Origin of the sequence: Nostoc sp. GT001, from assembly GCF_030382115.1 — a bacterium.
Lineage (GTDB): Bacteria > Cyanobacteriota > Cyanobacteriia > Cyanobacteriales > Nostocaceae > Nostoc.
Window position 1 is genome coordinate 75,473 of record NZ_JAUDRJ010000001.1, and the last position, 21,266, is coordinate 96,738.

At 44.2% G+C, this 21,266-nt stretch carries 23 protein-coding genes and 1 pseudogene; 6 read left to right on the forward strand and 18 right to left on the reverse strand.

What is annotated here, in order from left to right:
• Positions 1-2: 2 nt before the first annotated feature.
• From QUD05_RS00390 to QUD05_RS00410, 5 genes are all read right to left on the reverse strand, one after another.
• Positions 3-368, reverse strand: a complete 366-nt coding sequence (locus QUD05_RS00390) for a hypothetical protein (RefSeq protein ID WP_289794457.1) — start codon at positions 366-368, stop codon at positions 3-5.
• A 9-nt stretch (positions 369-377) separates the two neighbouring features.
• Positions 378-1,184 (reverse strand): KilA-N domain-containing protein, encoded by an 807-nt coding sequence (locus QUD05_RS00395; protein WP_289794458.1) that lies wholly within the window; start codon positions 1,182-1,184, stop codon positions 378-380.
• A gap of 39 nt (positions 1,185-1,223) precedes the next feature.
• Positions 1,224-1,682, reverse strand: coding sequence for a DUF1392 domain-containing protein (locus QUD05_RS00400; protein ID WP_289794459.1), 459 nt, complete (start codon positions 1,680-1,682; stop codon positions 1,224-1,226).
• Between the two features lie 25 nt (positions 1,683-1,707).
• A complete protein-coding gene (locus QUD05_RS00405; RefSeq protein ID WP_289794460.1) occupies positions 1,708-1,911 on the reverse strand; it encodes a hypothetical protein in 204 nt (67 codons plus the stop codon).
• Positions 1,912-2,351: 440 nt separating this feature from the next.
• A complete protein-coding gene (locus tag QUD05_RS00410; RefSeq protein ID WP_289794461.1) occupies positions 2,352-3,128 on the reverse strand; it encodes a hypothetical protein in 777 nt (258 codons plus the stop codon).
• Positions 3,129-3,366: 238 nt separating this feature from the next.
• Here QUD05_RS00410 and QUD05_RS00415 point away from each other — a divergent pair, with 238 nt between their 5' ends.
• Together QUD05_RS00415 and QUD05_RS00420 are read left to right on the forward strand one after the other, a co-directional pair.
• On the forward strand, positions 3,367-3,744 hold the full coding sequence (locus QUD05_RS00415) for a helix-turn-helix domain-containing protein (RefSeq protein ID WP_289794553.1): 378 nt from the start codon (positions 3,367-3,369) through the stop codon (positions 3,742-3,744).
• 44 nt (positions 3,745-3,788) lie between these two features.
• Positions 3,789-4,486: pseudogene (locus QUD05_RS00420) on the forward strand (hypothetical protein); the annotation flags it as partial.
• Positions 4,487-4,540: 54 nt separating this feature from the next.
• On the opposite strand, the gene QUD05_RS00430 reads toward QUD05_RS00420, so the two are convergent.
• The 11 genes from QUD05_RS00430 to QUD05_RS00480 form a co-directional block, all read right to left on the reverse strand.
• On the reverse strand, positions 4,541-4,978 hold the full coding sequence (locus QUD05_RS00430; protein WP_289794464.1) for a LuxR C-terminal-related transcriptional regulator: 438 nt from the start codon (positions 4,976-4,978) through the stop codon (positions 4,541-4,543).
• A 549-nt stretch (positions 4,979-5,527) separates the two neighbouring features.
• A complete protein-coding gene (locus tag QUD05_RS00435) occupies positions 5,528-6,298 on the reverse strand; it encodes an amidohydrolase family protein (RefSeq protein ID WP_289794465.1) in 771 nt (256 codons plus the stop codon).
• Positions 6,295-7,692 carry a dipeptidase gene (locus QUD05_RS00440; protein ID WP_289794466.1) on the reverse strand — a complete coding sequence of 466 codons (1,398 nt, stop codon included), beginning with the start codon at positions 7,690-7,692 and terminating at the stop codon, positions 6,295-6,297. The genes QUD05_RS00435 and QUD05_RS00440 overlap by 4 nt, the downstream gene beginning before the upstream one ends.
• Before the next feature lie 9 nt (positions 7,693-7,701).
• Positions 7,702-8,124: a hypothetical protein gene (locus QUD05_RS00445; RefSeq protein ID WP_289794467.1), complete on the reverse strand. Its 423-nt coding sequence runs from the start codon at positions 8,122-8,124 to the stop codon at positions 7,702-7,704.
• Between the two features lie 70 nt (positions 8,125-8,194).
• Entirely contained in the window at positions 8,195-8,629 is a 435-nt protein-coding gene (locus tag QUD05_RS00450) for a hypothetical protein (RefSeq protein WP_289794468.1), read from the reverse strand.
• 98 nt (positions 8,630-8,727) lie between these two features.
• On the reverse strand, positions 8,728-9,888 hold the full coding sequence (locus QUD05_RS00455) for a hypothetical protein (protein ID WP_289794469.1): 1,161 nt from the start codon (positions 9,886-9,888) through the stop codon (positions 8,728-8,730).
• Positions 9,889-9,940: 52 nt separating this feature from the next.
• A complete protein-coding gene (locus tag QUD05_RS00460) occupies positions 9,941-11,362 on the reverse strand; it encodes a hypothetical protein (protein WP_289794470.1) in 1,422 nt (473 codons plus the stop codon).
• 98 nt (positions 11,363-11,460) lie between these two features.
• On the reverse strand, positions 11,461-12,147 hold the full coding sequence (locus tag QUD05_RS00465; RefSeq protein ID WP_289794471.1) for a hypothetical protein: 687 nt from the start codon (positions 12,145-12,147) through the stop codon (positions 11,461-11,463).
• Positions 12,148-12,151: 4 nt separating this feature from the next.
• Positions 12,152-13,504: a hypothetical protein gene (locus tag QUD05_RS00470; RefSeq protein WP_289794472.1), complete on the reverse strand. Its 1,353-nt coding sequence runs from the start codon at positions 13,502-13,504 to the stop codon at positions 12,152-12,154.
• Between the two features lie 28 nt (positions 13,505-13,532).
• Positions 13,533-14,600: a hypothetical protein gene (locus QUD05_RS00475; protein WP_289794473.1), complete on the reverse strand. Its 1,068-nt coding sequence runs from the start codon at positions 14,598-14,600 to the stop codon at positions 13,533-13,535.
• Positions 14,601-14,658: 58 nt separating this feature from the next.
• On the reverse strand, positions 14,659-15,522 hold the full coding sequence (locus tag QUD05_RS00480) for a hypothetical protein (protein ID WP_289794474.1): 864 nt from the start codon (positions 15,520-15,522) through the stop codon (positions 14,659-14,661).
• 237 nt (positions 15,523-15,759) lie between these two features.
• On the opposite strand from QUD05_RS00480, the gene QUD05_RS00485 reads away from it, so the two are divergent.
• The gene (locus tag QUD05_RS00485; protein WP_289794475.1) at positions 15,760-16,077 is read left to right on the forward strand and encodes a hypothetical protein; all 318 of its coding nucleotides are present in this window, start codon (positions 15,760-15,762) and stop codon (positions 16,075-16,077) included.
• A 100-nt stretch (positions 16,078-16,177) separates the two neighbouring features.
• A complete protein-coding gene (locus tag QUD05_RS00490; protein ID WP_289794476.1) occupies positions 16,178-17,050 on the forward strand; it encodes a hypothetical protein in 873 nt (290 codons plus the stop codon).
• Positions 17,051-17,104: 54 nt separating this feature from the next.
• On the opposite strand, the gene QUD05_RS00495 is transcribed toward QUD05_RS00490, so the two are convergent.
• On the reverse strand, positions 17,105-17,917 hold the full coding sequence (locus QUD05_RS00495; RefSeq protein ID WP_289794477.1) for a hypothetical protein: 813 nt from the start codon (positions 17,915-17,917) through the stop codon (positions 17,105-17,107).
• Between the two features lie 183 nt (positions 17,918-18,100).
• Here QUD05_RS00495 and QUD05_RS00500 point away from each other — a divergent pair, with 183 nt between their 5' ends.
• Positions 18,101-18,355 (forward strand): hypothetical protein, encoded by a 255-nt coding sequence (locus QUD05_RS00500; RefSeq protein WP_289794478.1) that lies wholly within the window; start codon positions 18,101-18,103, stop codon positions 18,353-18,355.
• A 204-nt stretch (positions 18,356-18,559) separates the two neighbouring features.
• Here the strand turns inward: QUD05_RS00500 and QUD05_RS00505 are convergent, their stop codons facing one another.
• Positions 18,560-19,900 (reverse strand): transposase, encoded by a 1,341-nt coding sequence (locus QUD05_RS00505; RefSeq protein WP_289794346.1) that lies wholly within the window; start codon positions 19,898-19,900, stop codon positions 18,560-18,562.
• Positions 19,901-20,234: 334 nt separating this feature from the next.
• On the opposite strand from QUD05_RS00505, the gene QUD05_RS00510 reads away from it, so the two are divergent.
• Positions 20,235-21,239 (forward strand): hypothetical protein, encoded by a 1,005-nt coding sequence (locus QUD05_RS00510; RefSeq protein ID WP_289794479.1) that lies wholly within the window; start codon positions 20,235-20,237, stop codon positions 21,237-21,239.
• The last annotated feature ends 27 nt before the right edge of the window (positions 21,240-21,266 follow it).

Here is a 21,266-nt window from a genome sequence, read left to right on the forward strand (position 1 = left end):
GGTTACGTAATCTCAAAGTCTTTTATAAATTGAGGTGCAATTGCTTTTTGCAGGTCAATCATAACGACCAATCTTTCTATGTCAGCTACATTCACGCCATCCCCAAAAACTGTTTGTCTACCTGAGTAAGTTCCATGTAGCATGAAGTATGAAAGGTATCGTCTGCCTCGTTGATTTCCCAAGTTGTGGACAGCATCGCTAATTAAATCGACTGCACGCAGATCCAAGATTGTTTTGTACTGCCAATTTACTAAAGACTCAATACCTAACCATTCGGCAACAGTAGCCGAGAGGAAGTAGCCATAACCTTGATAAAACCTGTAGGCAAGGCTAATCTCTTTACCAATTTCATCAATAATTTCTTCCACTGTTTCACCTCAGTTGCGTTCATTAAACAATTGTGTAATGCTTGGCAACCACCGTAGCTGAAAGACAGTCTGATTTGAACCTTTGGCCATTGCTGAAACCATCCGCCCCCATTGCTTACCTGAGTCAGTCGGACGATATGGGATTTTCTTGTCCAGTGTTCTGTATTGCAAGCCAGCATGAACCAACCAGTTATTCACTGCTACTGCACTCATTCCAACTTTCTCGCCAATATCTGTAGGCTTAAGGTATGCATCATCGCTAACATTGGTTATTGCGATCGCACTCTTCAACTCGTCGGCGGCTGGCTTCAGTGCGGGATTAACTTTGGTGGCAGCGTTAACTGCAAGTTGAGCGGTGAGGGATTTCTCTAACCCAGCGAATTCACCCACCAACAGAGCTAACTGTGCAGCTTCATGGGATGGGACTAATGCTTTTGGTGGTTCTTGCTCTTGTACTGGCTCGACTTGGCTTGTGAGCATTACTTTCATTAAGGTTCTGTTGGCCCAAATGCGGAACTCTACAGATACCCACCGCGCTAAATCAATGGCGATTTCTGGATGAATCCAAGTGCCTTGGGAGCTAGCGCGTCCAGAGATTTCGATTACAAGTGACGATATGGGGATTCCCATATCGTGGCTAAGAGCCTGCAAATACTCAGTTGTAGACTTCAACCTGATGTAATCAGCCAATAATTTCTTATTAGCTTTCGCCATCTGGGTTGCATTCACATAGCCCTTTGGGATACTGTATTTACCTATTTCTCCATCTTGGGGCATTTGCTGAATTTCTGAGTCGCGCCATGAGTGTGTCAACATAGTTTATTACCTGTTTATTGAACAAAATAGTTAATTAATTCAGGCATTCACGCGCACCAAACTTTTTTCACCAACCAACGAAAATCGATTAAGTATGGTTGGTGTTTCAGCCAATGTTGGCGATACCAATTCGACAAGGTAAAACCAAAACTTATCCACAAGTACAACTCCTAAAATCAGCCGTTGTTTTGTGTCATTCCCATAAGAACAAAGAATTACTTTCTGACCTAAAACGAAAGCAGGTTTTTGCACCGTGAGAGCTTCTAATTGACCAGTCCCAATGATCTGATGTTCTGTAGCGTGAACAATTTCATCACCACAAATGATTGTATAAAGCCAACATTCATATTCCCATTGCACACCAGAGCAATAACCAAATGTTCTCGTAGTTTTTAAGTAAACTCTCTCCAGTAAATTTACCTCAACGGGCGGAATTGTTTGACCCCAAGGCGGGGAGATATACCAACTGGTTTTAAGAGCATTAACGTAGTCAATCATGCTTTTCTCTCCTGGGATTAATAACCTAAAAATCCTCGGCAATCTCCAACAAAAAACCGCGTCCAGTATTCTGTACTTGCACCATTTCTTTATCCAGCAGAGTTTGAATAACTGAATCGGAGAATTGCAACTGAAGACGATGCAATGGAACACAACCATCGCAAAGCTGAAGTAAACGCAGCAAATGATTGGCTCTACGCTCAAAGTCGTTGTTTGCTTCCTTAGCCATTGTTTACCTCTGGTTAATACGGTTAACTGTCGGTTGAGAATGCTTATTTGCTGTTGATAAAAGTCAATCTCTGCGGTTATTTGGTGGAATAATTCTTCTGGTGTAAGCGGTTGGATTTGATTCTCTTGCAAGTACGATATTTCATCAGAATTCTTGTTAGGCATCAGCACATAGCGCCAACCATCATCAAATTGTTCAGCCAACTCTGTACCAGATGGGTAGCAATAAAGTCCTAAGATGATGCCCTGTTGTGTACGCTGATCCAAAGCAAAGCGAGGGTAGCCCCAGTGTTGTGGGATTGAGATCGTGGGTTGCATTGATTTAATTGGGGATTGGTGAATAAATAATTAGGGAAAGGGGGGAAAGGGCAAAGGGGAAGGGAATGAAGAAATTTACCTTTCCCCCTTACCCTTTAACCTTTTCCCAGGCGAAGCCCAAGATTACGCTGTGACTAACTCTGCTCTCTCCAGCAGCCGTTGCAATTTATCGCCAGTTAACTGTTCTAACGGCTGATCTAAAAAATATTCATCAAAAATGGATTTACCATCAGTAGACACGTCCACTATCGACAATGACCGCACAGCATCAAGCACGGAGTTAGAATACTGCTGCTGGACTGAATAACGCCTCTTCACCCACCAGTTCCCGTTAGTGCATCCGACTTGCCCCAGTTTCACGCCCTTGTTGTTGTAAATGCCATCATCGAGAATTTCAAACCCGTACTTCTGGCACTCGTTGAAGATATGCGCCATAATTTGGTTTTCGGAGGTGCATGGGGTTTCTGTTTGGGCGGGTTCGTTGAGTGTAGTGTCCTGGTGATGCCAAGTAATGAAGCGATAGCATCTAGCATAAGTATTAGCGCGGAATTTTTCTACACCTTCTACCACTACTACCCAAGGTTGGGTTAGGTGATCATCATGGGTAATGCTGGCTATCAGTTCGTCGCCGCAGTAAATTTCGTGATCGTAGAAGGATATTTCTCTTGTTGTCAGTTCTTCAGGGGCTACGGCTTGGGCTTGGTTGGCGATGTAGTCGTTGAGTTCGGATTGGGCAACTTTGTGAGTTTGGGCGGATTGGTGGGTGATGATTGCGTTTACCCAGGTATCAGTCGCTCTTCTGTCGCCAGTGGGTGTTACGCCGCGTTCGGCAGCGATTCTTTTGAGACGGGGGAGATTATAGCGGGAAAGGTCTTGCTGAGTGTAGGTTGGATGCGTCATAATAAGATTTCCTGTAAAAAGGGTCAAAGGGCGATCGCTTCCAATTTGCGAGAGAGGGGTGATCGCCTTTTGCTAACTATTAATATAGCAAGGTCGCTATATTAATGTCAAGCTTGCATATTAATTATTCCCCCTGCTATATTAAAATGAATTACTTTAAGTAAAAAGCAAGCTAGCTATAAAAGCATTAGTGGAGGAAACTATGAGAGTAAGGACAAGAATAAAAGACTCTCAAAAAATGATTCGTTGGCGGCTTAGGATATTAATGGCAGANAAAAAAATCAGCAACAAGGAGCTTGCTGAACTTTCGGGTATTCACCCAACCTCTATCTCAAAACTAAAAAATGCCGATGAGATTGAACAGATCAGTGGGAGAGTTTTAAACAGTCTATGCAACGGTTTGACAAAGGCATATCTTGCTACAGGTGATAACCGCGTCATTACACCGGGAGATTTGTTTGACTATACTTTTGATGATGATGGTGATCCTACGACTGCTGAAATTCAGTCAACAGCAGTAGAAAAAGCCGAGAATGAGCAATTACCTAGTTCTGGTAAATCAGCTAAAACTAATACTCAGGTAGTGTGGTTAACGCCTAATAAGGAGGCATCATAAGTATTTTTCCTCTTAAGCATACTTGAGCTAGAAGAGGTGGATAAATGGACACCCCACCCCGTAAGCGTAAAAAGGCCACCTCTGCCACATCACTCGATCCAGGATTGCTCAACTCAGACATCGCCCCTTCAGAAAATCCAGCTTCAGCAATCATTGATGTTCCTGCTGTTGAAGTACCTGAATTGACTGAGCAGGAGATTCGCGATCGCCTACTCCTGGAGAGGAAAGTAGAGAGGACATTTTTTGAGGCAGGGAAGGCATTAACGGAATTGCGCGATCGCAGACTGTACCGTTCGACCCACAAAACCTTTGAGGAATATTGCAGGGACAGGTTTAGTTATACTCACCGCCATGTGAATTATTTAATAGCTGGTTCTTTGATAGTTGAGAACATAATAATGGGAACTAATAGTTCCCAAAATGAAAGCCAGGATGAAATGGGAACTAATAGTTCCCAAATTTTGCCCACATCAGAAGTACAAGTTCGACCTCTGGCAAAGCTAGAACCTCAACAACAGCCAGAAGCATGGCAGCAGGCGGTGGAACAAGCGGGGGTAAAGTGCTAAGTGGTAGAATCGTCAAAGATGTTGTGCAGCGCATCATGGAGCGAACCCAAGTACCCAATACCTACCAGATTGGCGAAGTCTGTCAAATCCTTACCAAAGACAACCCCGAACTCAGAGGTAAGGGTGGCTGCTGGGGGATAGTCGCAAGAGTGAATGATTTTAGCTGCACTGTAAAATTTTTCTACTTAAAACTCAAAAAATTTTTCTGCACCACTAAGTATCAATTGCTTCTATGAACCAGAATTTATGTTCTGATTAATTAGTAAAGAACAGCGGTAGACCATTGCTGCACGACTTCCGACACCGAGCTTAGTAAATATCCGACGCAGGTGGGCAGAAACTGTCCATTCACTAATTTTTAGTTGTTTGGCAATATGTTTGTTTTGCTTCCCTAATGCAACGAGAATTGCTATTTCCAGTTCTCTTTCAGTTAAGATATGTGTTGGATCTAGTTCTTTTTCAGTTGATGTTAGTTCACTTTTTAAAATGGCATATGATTGTTGATTAAGCTCAAATCGACCTATTTGCGTAAACTGTGGGGATTCTACTTCATTTTCTATGTGGTTGTTGACAATAGTAATTGAGTAATACTTGTTGTCTAAATAAAGGGCACCAACAATATCAATGGGGATAGCAAAGTCTAGTTTTTGAAGAAGAGAATTTGCCAAGGCGGGTTCTATCATAAAAACCTTTTTTATTCAAAGTAGAGATTGATAATTATTATGATGTTAGAATCAGCGTAGCTTAGTTAAAAAATATTATGGTATGTAATGTTTTATAGCGGATAAATTAAACGAGATTAAAAATATATTGCAGGGTGGCGAAAATATATATCAAGCTGAAAAAGCTGTTTATCAAACAAGCTTTATATCCTTTTGTGTTCTGTCTTTTGGCTGTTGTAATAATTTTAATTGTGCTAACAACTAATAAACATAGCTAGTACAGTACGGCGGAAATAAATCTACAATTCAAAATGGCGCAAGAGCTTGGAATACAATTCTTTTGACTTCAGCGTAGCGATATTAGTGATGTAAATATGTGGTAACTACTGTTTGTTTCAAAGAGTGAAATTATATATTTATTTACGTATAAGGATTGACAAGTTTTTTAGCTTAAAATCATTGCTAGATAGTCACTTTGGTAATTTGAAGTCAAAATTACAAAATATTACAAAATACATAAATTGCAACCTTAACGTAGTATAAGTCACGTATTACTTAGTGTAATACAGTATGATTAGGTTTGACTAAATATGGAGTTTTTCTGCCTTCAATTAGCCGCAGTAGGTTTTTACCTAGTACCAGCGCTTCTTGCCAAGAGGACAAACCCAAAAGGTGGATTTTATGGAGTTCTAGAGCAGGGTGCAACCAGGGACCATCAGAGCCAAATAAAATCTTATGCACTCCTCCTCGCTGGACTGCTTGCACGAGGTAATCAAACCGCCGTACTCCTGATGTATCAGTATAGACATTAGGAAAACGAGCTATCTGATCGATGACGCGCAAATGGGCACGCCAATCATCCGCAAAACTGCCCAAGTGAGGGATGATGAAGTTGACATCAGGATATTCACTTGCCAGGAGTTCAACGACATCTGTTTCGCTTACAGGGTCATAAAGAATGGGCAGGCGAAAAGTACGGGCAGCCTCGCATAGTTCGCGAGTTGCTGGTCCGTCCATACGGTGGGCTTTGATCCCACAAAATCCCCATTGAGTAACGGCTTGTTGAACTAATCGGTAAATGCGATCGCGATCGCGTTGAGGATGGATAGTTGCAAAGCAGAGAAAGCGACCTGGATAGCGGGCAGCAATGCGAGCCGTATTGGCGTTAGCCTGTTGGTAGTTGCTGTGGAAAGGCGAGAAAATCACAGTTTTCTCAATTCCAGCAGCTTTTGCCCGTTTTAAATAGATTTCGATCGGTGCGTTAGTATTCCAAGGCCCTATGAGTAGGTCGCCTTTTCCTGCATGACAGTGGCAATCAATAATCATCTTCCGTACTCCGCCAAAAATTGGATCACTGTTTCAATGCCTTGAAAAAAGTTAGACAGGCTAATCTTTTCATTGGGGGCATGGATGTTGTCGTCAGGTAATCCAAAGCCAAGGAGAACAATCGGTACACCCAGCCGCCGATATAGTTGCTCAACCAAGGGAATTGTGCCACCACTACGAGTAAATACAGGGGTAACTCCCCAAGTTTGCTTTATTGCTTTAATGACTGCTGTCATCACCGGATGGTTTTTGGGCAGAAGCACAGAACGCGCACCGCCTGTAATTTTGAGACGACTACGAATAGCAGGATGGGTAAGAGTTTGAATGTGGCGCTGGAGGAGTTGGGCAACATCTGCGGGATCTTGATCCGGGACTAGCCGAATACTCAATCGTGCCAGACTGCGATTAGGAATGACTGCTTTACTTCCCAGCCCAGTATACCCGCCAGCTAACCCGTTAATAGTTAGAGCAGGGCGGATAGTCATACGCTCGTATAAACTGTAGCCTGGTTCGCCCCAACCTGCGGGCAAGTCGAGGTCATCTAATATTTGTTGGTCGCGTTTGCAACAGCAGCGAATTGTTTGGCGTTCCGTGGGTTCTAATTTTCTCACTTGCTGATAGAAACCGGGAATGGCGACTCGACCTTTGCGGTCATGGAGTCCAGAAATAATGTCACTTAACCCTTGCAAGGGGTTGAGGACAGCACCACCGTAACGTCCAGAATGGAGATCATGGCGCGGTCCAGTGACTTCTAATTCACAGGAGAGATTACCCCGCAAACCGTAGATAATAGATGGGCGATCGCGTCCTAACATTTCTGTATCCGATACTAACACCGCATCCGCTTTTAATCGAGAAGTTTCGCGCTTGAGAAAAGCTGAAAGGTTGGGGCTGCTAATTTCTTCTTCCCCTTCTAACCAAACCTTGATATTTAAGGGCAACTTGCCTGTAGTTCTCAAGTAACTTTCAATGGCTTTCAGGTGAATAAAAAATTGTCCCTTATCATCACTAGCCCCTCGACCATAAAGATTTTCGCCGATAATAGTTGCTTGGAAAGGCGGAGTTTGCCAAGCCCCAAGGGGGTCAACAGGTTGGACATCGTAGTGACCGTAAAGTAGAAGTGTGGGTTTTCCAGGCGCGTGTAACCAGTCCCCATATACGCTAGGGATACTGCCCTTAATTCCTGGTAAAATCTGCACATTGTGCAATCCCAGTTCAGCTAAGTGCCGTGCTAACCATTGAGCGCAAGCTTGCAAATCTCGGCGGTGCTTCGGCTGGGCGGAGATAGTGGGGAAGGCAATTAGTTGTGTTATTTGGGAGAGCCAGCGCGATCGCTGCTGTGTTTGTTGGCTGTAATCAAGAGGTGCAAAATTAGTTGAAAAAGACGAAAGCATTTTGCCTACTTATCGAATCAAATCTAGTCCGATCAAATGCCGTGCTGCCAGAATATGAACGATAGCGTTTTTCAAATGTTGTGTCGCTTGCGTCCTATTTGCCTCATTTGTCTTAGCTTGCGCGGTCGCGACTTTAGCAGACAATATCTTCCTTTGCACTGCGGTTAATCGAGGTGAGGGGGAGATACGATTTCTTATTCCTGTTGCCGCCTCATCGAGATACATATTTGCTGTGACTAATGCATTGTGAAACTCTCTAGTGTTGCTTTGGTGCAAATACTTGATTGCGCTCCCAATCTGTTGACGAGCTTGCTGAAGCCTCCTCGGCCAAGGATTGGTGGGAGTAGCCATCGCGTCAGCATAAGTATAATATTCCCGCTTTGGCTTTGAAGGAAAGGGTGCTTCAAACAGCCACTGGCTTTTTGTCTTCATATTTGAAATCCTTCACACTGATATAGTAAATAACCTAAACGACTATGGTTATAAAATAGACGCAATTGCTTTAATTCCAGACCTTAGCACCCTTTTTCGTCCTTAAAACTCTAATAGTTGCACTCAGCGCCACCGATGCTGTTTTTAACTCTGCTGCTGCCATATTGGCGTTATTAGCTGCCAAATAGCTCTGTGCTCGTTGAATTGCTACATGGGCAGCACCCAGGAATTGCTGCGATCTCGGCTCAGATGTTATTTGCTTAACCATCGAGCCCGCAAGTGTAACACGCTGTCTTGCGATGGCTAATGCTTGCTTGGCAGCTGGTGAATTACCACCTAAATATTGCCGCGCTCTTTTAACCTCTGTCACAGCTTGATGTAGAGCCTGCCAAAACCATCCTGTCCCTGCCTCATACTCCATCTCAGGATGGGAGTAGGGGTTAATATAATGAGTTGTTGCCGAGGTGAATGGTGCCTCAAACAACCAAGGGCTTTGCTTGTTCACGGATTGCTCCTTAATATTCTATCAAAGTTGTCAGTCACTAGTAGCCTGCCTCTGTTTGGAGACTAATAACTTGTAGCTCAATGACAATTGCCCTCACCCTACTCCAGCAAATTGGGAGCAGGCATCAAGCCATTGGATCTAGCAAAGACTGGATCTCTTCTTGAACCACTCGGCGGCGCACCTGGGACGTAAACATTTCTTGGTGGCGGAGTCGGGCGGCTGATCCGCATTCCTTCCTCGCTGGAAATCCATTCTTCCGAAGCTTCCGCAATGCGATATAGTAATGCCTCAAAATCGGTGCGGTTCTTCTTGAGGACGAAAGGTTCAGCCAACCAGCGCAGAATTTCTCGTCCGGTGACAGCCATGCGATTCATGGTGCTGGCGTGGACTGATTCGCGGAAGTATTGCCAAAGCACCAGTTCAATTAGTTCCCAAGCGTTATCAGCACCAAATTGGGCGCGGACATCGGGGGCTTCTAGGACTTTAAAGGCTTCGGCTAATGCCTGAGAAGTTTCTACTCTCAGGACATTGATATAGCCATAGGAAGAGTTTTTCAAGTTGTTGCGTAAATCCAATCCTGACCGCCGGACGATCGCAATTGAACCAAATGTCGGATCGGTGGCATTTTGCCGGATTACCTCGCTAATCCGTTTGTCGCGCCAGTATTTTGCCGTCTCACTAATAAAGTGAGTCAGCAAGCCGTGAAACTGGGGATTGGGACGGGCATTGGGGCCTGGGTTGACTTTGGTGTAACCGAAAACTCGACGGTAAGCTTGAAAGCGATCGCGTTGTCGGTAGCGGAGAATATTCCGCCTGTCAAAACGATAGAGTCCGTAAGCGCCCTCACCGTTAGAAATTCGCAAGGTTCCCGCCCGGAATAATTCTTGCAACTTGTCCATGACGCGGAACACGCCCAGAAATTCGTGAATGCAGATATAGTAGAGGTCGGCGGATGCAAGGATGCGATCGCTCTTGACGGTATCATCGTAGTCAACTACCCCTCTAGAAATTTGGGTATCACCTAAATTATTCGGTGCATCATTTCCCAATCCAATTAAGTCGGCTAGTCCCCCGTCAGCAGGCGTTCCTTTACCGTTTTGGTTGGCATAGTATTCATTGAGCTGATCGTCAATCTTCCGATTGAGAATTTCTGCTAATTGTGGATTGGCAATTAATTCGGGACCCAAATTTTTAATTGCTTCTTCTAGCAATTTAGCCGCTTGATCATTGCGATTGTCGTAGTCATTAGTTTTTACCATTGGAAACTCCCTATTCTCTTGGAATCAAAAATTGCGATTTGGCGATCGCTGATCAGGCCGCTTGATCGGCTAAAGCATTCAGTTGACTTAAAATATTATCCAAAGCCCAAGTTACTCGTTCGTTGGAGAGAATTTGTTTCAGAGTGGAAGAACCAGACGGATTTGTGGGAATAAATTTGATATGGGCGACAACGGGTGCGATCGTCCAAAAGAGGCGATCGGCTTGATCGGTGACAAAATCGATGCCGTAGGTACTATCTAAAGCACTGGGGGCTTCTATATTTGCATATTTATCTAACCAGTCGATCAAGTCGCTGACGGTAAGCTTCGGCAACCAACTAGCTATGTAGGCTGGATCGAGAATAGGTAGACTCTGTGATGAGAAACTTCCGCTACTTTGGCTTTGAACTTGGTTTGACCGCAACATTAACGATGTGTTGCTCTCACTAGACGAACTACGGCGAGAACTACTTGGGCTTTGAACTTGGTTTTGCGGCAAAATGGGGGGTATGTCGATCGCACTAAACAAACTAGCGCGGGAACGACGCTCGTTTTCACTCAAGCCTACCGATTCCAAGGAGTTGCTAAAATCTAAGTTTGCTTGAGCAACTATAGGTAACAAAACTCTCGCTCGATCAACTCTAATACTGAGAGAGTTCCCAAGTTCTGATCGTTCCCTCTTGTAATACGTTGTCCAAGCCTGACTGAGATTTGTTATGTAAGACTTCAGCAACCTATATTTAGTAGTCTGCTCTTCATCTTCGATAGTTACTCCCAAGTTGGGATTATTCAGAGATGCTTTTCTGCCAAACTCCGTTGTATATTCATCAAGGGAGTAGAGATAGAATTTAACTAAATTTGCTCGCGGTTCGTCAGCCCGACGAAATTCTTCCACCAGAAACAGAATTCGTCCCCTGATTAATTCTCTTAAAGCTTCAACACTCTCTTTATCGACTTTAGGAGAAAAGTATTGAATTTCTGCTAATACCTTCAAGGCATCTGCCATATTAGTATTAACTTGACGATAGAGAATTGCTTGCTCTGTGGAAACTTCGGTTAATAATTCATTACTGCCTAAATTATTGGTATTGTTAGCAATAACAATTATAGCCGCTTGACCATAGCCATTTTGAGGAAAAGCTGCATTGAGAGCATTGACAAAATTATTTCCGCCTTGTCCTGGAGACTTGCCTAGAGCCCGATTGATGGCGCGATCAACAACTCGCTCCCACTGATTAGAAGTATTAGTGCTACTAGATTGTATCGAACCGCTATCATAGGCAGTTTGTTGATTCCCGGCATAGCGTTTGAAAGCACCTAAAAAATCACTAATTAACAAATTTCCTCGATTTCCTGAGTCATTTCCAGGTGCATAAAATGGGCTAATGCCATAAAGTTGCGCCATCAATCCAGTCCGCAACGCTTTAGACTGTTGAGCGTATATTTTACTTAAAGATAGATCATCTATCGCCATAAATCTGCAATCCTTCCTGTTAGATAGGTGAAAATAATTAGATGTAAAAACATAGATAAATCTGTGGAGACAATCAAATTATTCTGAGAAATAATGTTTTAAGAAAGTCTTCCAAGCGTCTCTGTATCCGCCAATCTACTGTAGATAAGTTCCAATTCGTTATGAAGGCAAAAGAAATTTGCAAGAGTTTTCTGTGTACCTGGTTCTTCAGGGTTTGCAGGTTCTAATTTGCCACCAGATTGTCTCGCATCTTCAACAAATTCATTAATAGCCGTTCCCCAAGCACTGGTTAAATTATTAATTTGTTCCTCACTTAAATTGGGAATACGGTTTTCTAGTAAAGCTTGTGTATTTTGCTTAACAACGATGTCTGTGTCTTGCAAAAAACCAAGAATTACACTATTAGAACATAATTCTTCTATTTCCCCTGTCGAATCTAGGGGTTTTTCTGCAACCACTTTGAAAGAATATTTTAGTTCTGTCAGCAAATTAAGAAAGTCTTGTTCTAACTTTTCCTTTTCTTCTTTATTTTTAGGATTAGATGAAAGCTTGGTAGCATCTACTTTAAATAGCTCTTCTCCCAAACGTTTGAGTATTTTCAAATAAAACTCTAATTCCTCAATTTTTTGGCGCAATTCGTCCGTATTATTTGGGTTTGTGTCAATGTTTAAAACATTGAGGCTGTGTTTGAGAACCTCATTTTCATCTTTTGTTGTATTGTGCTTTGAAAAAACCTTTTTCAAGTCTTCATAATTGTTTTTATCTTTTGCCGTTAATTCAGCCATAACTCTACCTCCTGCCTAAAATGCGGTAAAAATTATCAGTAATTATTTGTGGACTAGCTAACTGTTTATCCAACGCAAATCTCGCTGCACTAATGGTAAATCTCAGGGGAATTGTGCCTACATCTTGCCCTGCGGCTAAACGCTGTCCGGCTAACTTAATCATCTCCATTTCTGGGATACCAAACTTAACCACTTGGGCTAAGGATTTATTGGCAAACTGGCGATAGGGCTGGAATACCATTGTATCTACGACCATTTCCGCTGCCGGATAGAAGCTTTTCATAAAAGCCGGGGGAATATCTTGTGGGGTGAGGCGGGGATAAAGGCGTTGCCAAACCCTGGTTAAATCGCCTGCCATTTTGTCAAATCCCAACCGCCGCAGCAGAATCAAGTTAATTAAAACCCGTAGATAAGGGGTAGGATGTACAGAAAAAGCACTAAACCGGACTGTACTCTTGTGCGATCGCCCCACCACATCCATCAGCGATTCTACTGCCGCAGGTCCCCCTAAAACTAAGGCAAACATATCTGCCATCGTTTCTTTATGCCAGTTCGCCCAAACCCTGGCAATTTCTGGGGAAAATCTCCCTTCAGTAGTCAGCCGTTGGTAAATACGGGCGGGAATTTCTTCCCATAATCCCAAATCGGCTTGCAGGTTATGAGATACTTCATGCAGCACACTGGACAATGCCCAAACATTATCTAAGCGATGTTGCGGCAGCACAATCAATGGAAAGAGGTTGGGGTTATGGCGTAGCCGTCGCATCGGAACTCCCCGCCGGAATGTCATCGGACTGAAGCCACTATCGGCGTAGCTAAAAGGCAGCAGATTGGGAGTGGGTTGAGCTGTTCCCAAACCCACATAAAGGTCTTCGTAACAGTTTGCAGCAATTCTATCTATGGAACGCAACCGTTCACCAAAGCTAGACAAGCGTTGAACGAATAGATCGAAATAAAAGTCCCAAATCCCTTCGACATAAAGAACGCGATCGCCCACAACTTGCTTGCGTTCTAACAGCACCTGCAACCGTTCTGTGGTAGGTTCCTGGCGAGCAGCATTAGCAGCAGCTTCCACCCAACGCGCCCTTTCCACTACTTTGCTACGGAATTTGTCAATAAAGCGGTTAACTGCTTCAATATGTGCCTCACTGGGAGACACTGGCCCTGTGCCAAATTCATCCTTGGTAAAGGGGCGGAGGGATTTGGCATGGCGCATCAGGTTGATGGCTTGGATATTCAGCCAGTTGTCCAAAAGGCGCTGTTCACTTGGAGTTGCCGACCCCTTCATTCCACTCTTCTCAACAGAGGTGGCTCCTTCTGGGGGTTGCTTGACAGTGGAGACAGGTGGGGTTGTCATAGTTAGAGCCTTCCTCTGCAAGAGAATTTCAGCGAGCGATGGAACCAGCGCAAGTAGGGCATTGACCAGCCCCAGTTCTGCGGGGGCTTGGGGGTGCGGTGCGCTGGCGTAAAACAGCATTGCGGACGATCGCCTTTTGCACGCGTTGGGGATTGCTTAATACGCGATTGGTGGCATTTGCCATTGCTTTGAGTGCCATTGCACTGTTGATTGGCTGACCGGAACGAGCTACAGCTTTGAGAGTGGCAGCTGTTTGGCGTTGAATTGTGGGGATGGTTCGCAGCAGTTGTTTTCCAGCTGGCCCTTGTTGGCGTAATAAGCGTGTTAGTCGTCCAGTAGCCTGGGCTAGGACTGGCATCACGGGTCTTAATGCCCGCCGTCCGCCCGTAATGGAGATACTGATGGGTAGAGAAGCGGCGATCGCTGCTTCTGCTTCTGCTTCGGTGGTCGCTTCTGCTGCCTGGGCAGCCAGAAACTCGGTCAGTGCAGCCTCATGGGCAGTTTCTGTATTGGCAACTTCTGCTTCTGCTTCATTAGTGCCAAAAAATTCGGCTTCCATTTGCACAGCTTCCATTTCGCCTTCTTTAATTAAGGCACCAGCGAGTTTGGCTGCAAGCGGACCAGCAACGGCTCCTACACCTGGTATCATCCCGACCAAAGTGCCTGCTAGCTTAGGAGCTAATTTCTTGGCAAGGGGAGCTGCAACTTTCCATGCTTTCGTAGCAAATTTCTTGATTCCACCCCAAAAATATTCTCCCTCATCCTCAAATTCTGGGTTGGAATAGGGATGGCTGTAATGGGTTGCCTCATGGCTAGTTTCCCACTCATTTTCAAATTCTGGGTTGGAATAGGGATGGCTATAGTGGGATTCTGGATTATTTTCCCACTCATCCTCAAATTCTGGGTTGGAATAAGGATGGCTATAGTGGGATTCTGGATTATTTTCCCACTCATCCTCAAATTCTGGGTTGGAATAGGGATGGCTGTAATTGGTTGCCTCGTAGCTAGTTTCCCACTCATTTTCAAATTCTGGGTTGGAATAAGGATGGCTGTAATTGGTTGCCTCGTGGGCAGATGGTGCTTCAAAAAGTGTCATGGTTCAAGTTCTCCATGTGAATTGAGTAAAACACTTATCACTTGTCTTCAGAAGAAAGCTAAGAAAAGTCCCTCTGAAAACTTCTCCGATAGCCCAATGGGTTCCTGGGGGCAGCAGCGACGGTTGAAATCCGAATCAGGGCATTGCGGGTAATAGATTGGTAAACTAATTGGGAATTGCCTAAAACCCGTTTTGTCTGGGCAGCCACAACGCAGCCAACTAACGCTGATGTCATCGGACAACCCCAACGCCTAGCAGCTAGGAGGCTGGCAACCGTCCGGCGGAGGATGGTAGGTACAAGCCGGAGCAAGCGGCGACTATCACGGCTGTGGCGGTGCAGAAAGCGGACGAGGCGGGCAGTGGCTACTAACAGCATGGGCAAGACAGGACGGAGCAGTTGTCGCCCATCCATCACCCTGAAAGCGATCGGGAGCGCCGTACCAATTAAGGCAGCCGCTTCACTTTCGCTTTCTGTATGACTGGCTTCTGCTGCTAGCACTTCTGTTAAGGCAGCCTCGTGAGCGATTCCTGTATTCGCCACTTCTACGTCTGCCGCTTGCGTGCCAAAAAATTCTGCTTCCTTACGCCTGCTATCGCGATCGCCTTTTTGGAGCAAGGGGTACAGGAGTTGAGCAGTCAAGGGATTGAAGTTCCTCTTTGCTCCTGGCACAGCATTCACAATCATGTTGGCAGTTATAGGAGCCAAATATTGGGCAAGGGGTGCAATTCGACTAGCTACTTTACTAATGCTTTGCAAAGTCTGCTTAAGGTTAAATTCCCTTTCATCCTTGCGTTTGGACTTAAAGGCAGAAGCTGTTTTGGGATTTTCCTTGAAATAATCTAATTCCAACTCAGAGTAGGAATTTGCCTCGAACTCCATTGCAGTCTTACCTCTGCCATTGCCATTAGCATAAATATTCATCGGTTTGCTCTCCCAGCACAATGTTTTGGCTGACCTGTTTGATCCGGCTTAGTGTGTCAGGTACATAGTCATATCGCTTTGCTCCAATTCGCAATTAGATAATTCGTCATCACTAAGAGCGCTAACTACGAACTACGAATTACTAATTACTCGGTTACTATATCCAGGGAGCCTACCAACTATAGTCAGATATTTGCTAGTCACATATTCTTGCAGAACTTATTTTTGGTAGCACAAATGAGTGACACACAAATGTGTGACTATCGAATTGAGTTCAAGAATGAGAAATTCATTATATTTCCTTTATTGTCTTTAACCTTGGCTCTGAGGACGTTCCTAGTAGTTCGCCAACCCAAAATTGCTGGGTGGAGGTCGGCAGAGGAGCAGAGGAGCAGGGGAGCAGGGGAGCAGGGGAGCAGAGGAGAGGCTTATACAAGTTCTTTCCCCTCTGCCTCTCTGCTAACCACCTTTGCATTGTTTCCTTGGCAGACTACTAGTCCAAAAAATGCCCCGTCTACCCATTGTCTCAAAGAGGCTAAAGCGTCAGCAACATAGTTGCAGCCGCCCAATATAACTGATACGAGGGCATTTTTTTCGAGGGTTATTCTTAAGAACAGCAAACAACTTTATAACTTGTCTTTCTTGGGGAGGAAAGATGATGATTGCTTCATCAGCTAACTTTTCTGTCAAATTTAGCCAGCAGCGCTATGCTTGTGTTTTAGATCCCACCTTAGCTTTATCTCGGTATGGCCTCCTCTTAGTCAAGCAGCTAGGAACAGTGATGGATATTTGGTTAGGGCGTGAGTTCTGGAATATTATTAACAATACTCGCTTTTACTTAGACCACCCGGAGTTGTTGCTCCTGCCAATGGCTACTTGTTCTAGCCCTCTCAACGGACAGCCATATATTCTACAGGACATGCTTGAAGCATTGCAGCAGTGGGAACAAATGGATAAACAAACTACTTTGACAGATTTAAAACTCTTCCGCATCGGAGAGCGACCTGAAGAGTCTTTTCTGCCAAGGGAAATGGGAACAGAAATCATCTGGTACTATGAATCCCTAGCACACTCTCTGGAAGCTCAAGCGTCAAAGGGATTTGATAGCAGTGAAGTGCTAACCTCAGCTTTTCGGGATACAGTTGCCCTAGCTGCGGCTATAGGTTCTCCATTTATCTTGACGCATCAATTTCCTACCGCTACAGCGGAAACTCTTCCTCCAGGGATCTGTATGGCTCTCACTAGTTGGCAAATCCCCTGCCAAGCTGTTACCCTCCAAGACGAAATGGCTACTCTTGAGCGTAACTATTTGCGTCAAATTTTCGTCCAAGCTGGTCTTGCCAAGTTCTTGTGGGCTGGACTTCATCTGACAGTACTTCATCTGCTAGCACCCTCAGCTTCCCAACCAGCGAGTTTACCTGTACACCATCAGGAATATCAATCTCCTAACAATAAAGATTTTGCAAAATTTCCCCACGCAGAAACTAATTTGTGGAAAGGAAGCCAAGGCTTTTGGTATCAACTGTGAGAAATTTTCAACTTTGTTTTGCTTGACAACTGCGATCGCCTGGAATGAAAATAATCATGCTGTTACTAACTCACGGCTTGCTGCAACTGGCTCATACACCCGTAACCGTTGCCATTTATCAGGGACCAGCATTACAAACGGTCGGTCTAGCAATTCTTCGCAGTCAACCGCTTCTGCATGGGGTAGTGTGTCCACTATCGACAGCCACCCCACAGCATCCATTGCCGAGTCACACGGCATTTGCTGCCGTTCCCCAGTACGCATTACCCACCAGCCGCCGTCAGTACAGCCAACCTCGCCCAGTTTCACGTCGTTGTGGCAAATCCCATCGTCGAGGATTTCAAAGCCGTATTTTTCGCATTCGTTGAAAATCTGCGCCATGACTTCGTTACCAGTAGTGCATGGTGTTGCAAGTTGTTCCTGCACAGGTAATGAACCGTCTTTGTAGTGAGTGCAGATGAAGCGATCGCAACGCATTAAAGTGTTGGCACGAAATACTTCTTTATCGTTGACCATGACTACCCAGCGTTGCGTTAAGTGGTTGTCGTCATGGCTGATGCTGGCTATCAGTTTGTCATCAGCGTAATATTCGTGATGGTCAAACGAGATTTCGACTATTGTGAGGGGTTCGGGAGCTACGGCTTGGGCTTGGGTTGCGATGAAGTGGTCGAGTTCGCCTTGGGCAAGGGCTTGGTTGTCCGTGACTTTATGAAGCTTGGTGGATTGGTGAGCGATGATTGCGTTTACCCAGGTGTCAGCTGCTCTTTTGTCCCCGGTGGGTGTTATGCCACGTTCGGCGGCGATTCTTTTGAGTCGGGGTAGGTTATAGTGGCAAAGGGCTTGCTGTGTGTATTTCGGATATGTCATGATAAGGTTTCCTTAATTGGAACAAAAGGCGATCGCTCCCAAAGTTTTCCAGGCTGTGGGCGAGCGCTTTTTGTATTTGGTGTTATCACAATGGTATAACATGGTAAAACGTGTGTCAACAATGTTGTACCAAAATCACTAAAGATCAGACAGAATAAGCTAGAACTGATTCAAGCGCCTTATATGAGCAAGCAAGAGTTATCAAAGGATGATCGATTGGTCGTCAGAATAGACAAGGAGACAAAGAATGCATTTATGCAAAGAGTTGAGAGTGAGGGCAAGAATGCTTCAGAAGTACTTATAAGTTGGATAAATGATTACCTTGCTCAAGAAGCACGGTTATTGCCTGATATAGGCCAGGTTTATGCAGAAGTAGAAAACCTCAAAAAGAAAGTTGCTTTCTTGGAAGATGAAGTAACAAAAAAATCAGCAGCCTGAGAGAAGAGAATAGCTCTCTCAGGCAAATGCATGAAACAATAGCGCAGGCGATAAAATCTTTGCCTGTACCAGAAAACCCGTCAGACATCTGACGGGTTTAATTTTATGAATGCAACAAGTCCGACCGAACTTGTTGCAACAAGTATACACAATGTGTGAATAATAAGTTAATAATATTTGCTGTATGCCAATACCTCTGCCAATTTACGAGGGTTCAACGCCAGTGGAAACGGGATGAATACGTCCTAAAGAAGTAAGCTTGGCAAAAATCTGGGTTAATAAAATAGGCTCAGGGATTTCGGGAAGCATTTTTAACATTTCACGAACATATCGAAAACCACGATGGTAAGCCTTAAGGTCAATAATGCCAGAACCGGGATTGAGTTGCTGGAAATCAGCGAGAAGATGGTGGGATAAATTGACCATAAAAAATGCTAAATTAGAAGCATTAGTCACGGCAGTTTGGCTCAGGTTCATAAAATCTTCCAATCCCCAAAACTGCTTGGCATCCCTAAAATTAAACTCGATTTGGAAACGGAGTTTGTAATAGTCGATAATTTTTTCAAATGACAGAGTTAGGTCGCTAGAAAAAATAATTACATGGCTGCAAGCATTAGTTTTAAGATTGGTTTTGACCAAAATCACTACATTGAGAGCTTGGGCAAATTCTTTGTGAATAAGAGTGGCTTGATAAATATCAGTTTGAATATCATCCTCAATAGCACTTTTACATAAGTATTTGTCAGGTATATTACGATAGTCTAGCTTATCACCGTATTTACGACGAGAGCGCTTACTGGAGTCAGGATTTTCATAAGGGAAGTATAATGCTGAATCATGGCGCAATTTGGAAATTATCTGCAAGTTGACAAGACGTGCCATCTGCAAAGCATTGTTGTTACCAAAATGACCATCTACTACCAAGTAGGTGAGGGAAATAGAGTTAGCTAATAACTTGAATAGTGAACCAATCATTTTCTGAATTAGTATTAATTCAGATGTTAATATCACTTCCTTTTTATTTTTGTTTTTACTTCCTTTTGGTCGTCCACGCCCACGCTTTTCTTTTTTGTTTGGTTTTTCGATTGTCGAGGTACTTTTTGTTTGAGTATCTTTCTTTATTACCTGTTCTATCTGAATCGGAAACGAGTGCCTCTGTTCAACACTCACTAATGATAATACAAAGAAAGATAATCCTGATATCGGTTTATTGGCTAGGCTAGAAAAGAATCTATCTAATCCATAAGTCTTTTTACCCGATTTACTGACTACAACTTCATCTCCTGCAAGCAAATATACCTCATTCGCACGGAACAAATGCTTGCGGAAAAATAGCCAAAACAATGTAGCCCAAGGTATTACTGTATGAAAAAACCGCAACATCGTCCGATAACTACCACCAATGCCTGCCCAACGGGAAATTCCCAACATCGTGACTCGTCCGCTCATCGCTAACATAGCCAGGATTATCTGGTTCAATTGCCGCATCGTCGTAGCGTTTATCTGCGGTAGCAAGCATTGTAGCAGTGATAAGATATCGGACATGGGCTGATTGTAGTTTTTGAGTTGTCGTTGTGAGAGACAATAACTCTACTACATCGGCCCTCTCTCCTCATCCTCTTATTTTGGCTAAGGTATTGGTATGCATAAAGCAATTAAGACGAGTAGTGATCCCTGCATGGAAAACGAGAGATTAGAAATTACAAATCAAGCAACTTTACTCAAGAGTGATTGCTGATGCAAATCTACTATATGTAACAAGCAAACAAAAAACCCCAACCTCAGCAAAAGGTTTGGGGAATAAATTTTAATATAGTTACATCCTTATCATGGCACAACTTGATATTCGTTCACCCACTGTTCAGCCAGAGGTGGACTGATGAACAAATCACCACCGAAGCGCAAAAAGATTACCTTTGCTTCAACCAGTGAGAGCAAACCACCAGATGACCAAGACTTTGAGAATATCTCTGTTGAAGAAAACCCAGCTACAGCAACAATTAACGTTACTGCTGTTGAAGTTCCAGAACTAACCGAGCAGGAAATTAGCGATCGCCTGCACCTGGAGAGGAAAGTGGAGCGGGCGTTTTTTGAAGCGGGGAAGGCTTTGATGGAACTCCGCGATCGCAGATTATATCGTTCCACGCACAAAACCTTTGAGGAGTATTGCCGTTCACGGTTTGGTTATACACGAATGGCAGCAACCTATAAAATTGCTGCGGCGACAGTTATGGAGAATTTGTCAACCATTGGTTTACAGAATGCGGAAATAACCACAGATGGTTTACAACCTCCACAAATGTCAACCATTGGTTTACAAAATGTCGAAATATCAACAAGTGGTTTACAAATACTGCCGACAAACGAACGTCAAGTACGCCCCTTGGTTGCCCTAGAGCCAGAAGTCCAGCGCACTGCATGGCAGCAGGCAGTGCAAGTTGCTGGTGGGAAAGTGCCAACTGGTAGGATTGTGAAAGATGTTGTGCAGCGCATAATGGAGCGTACCCAAGTACCCAATACCTACCAAATCGGCGAAGTCTGCCAAATCTTAGTTAAGGACAACCCCGAACTCAGGGGTAAGGGTGGCTGCTGGGGGATAGTCGCAAGAGTGAATGATTTTAGTTGCACCGTGAGAGTCTGGGATGGCGAGTACACCATAGGGGTGAAGCATCTGAAATCATTTAACTACCTGCCCCAGGAGTGTAAGGAGATGCAGTCCTTGAGCGATCGCATTCATAGGTTACGGGAAAACGAGAATTTAGAAGAAGCTGCTCGTGCTGTGCTGAAGCACCTGGGCGAGTTGAAACGCCCGTATTTGAATGAGTTTGAGGAAAGACTATTGAGTTTTATAGAAGAAAAATGTTCACTGAGGAATGAAGCTTAGGGTAGTTCTACTGATTACTGAGGAAGA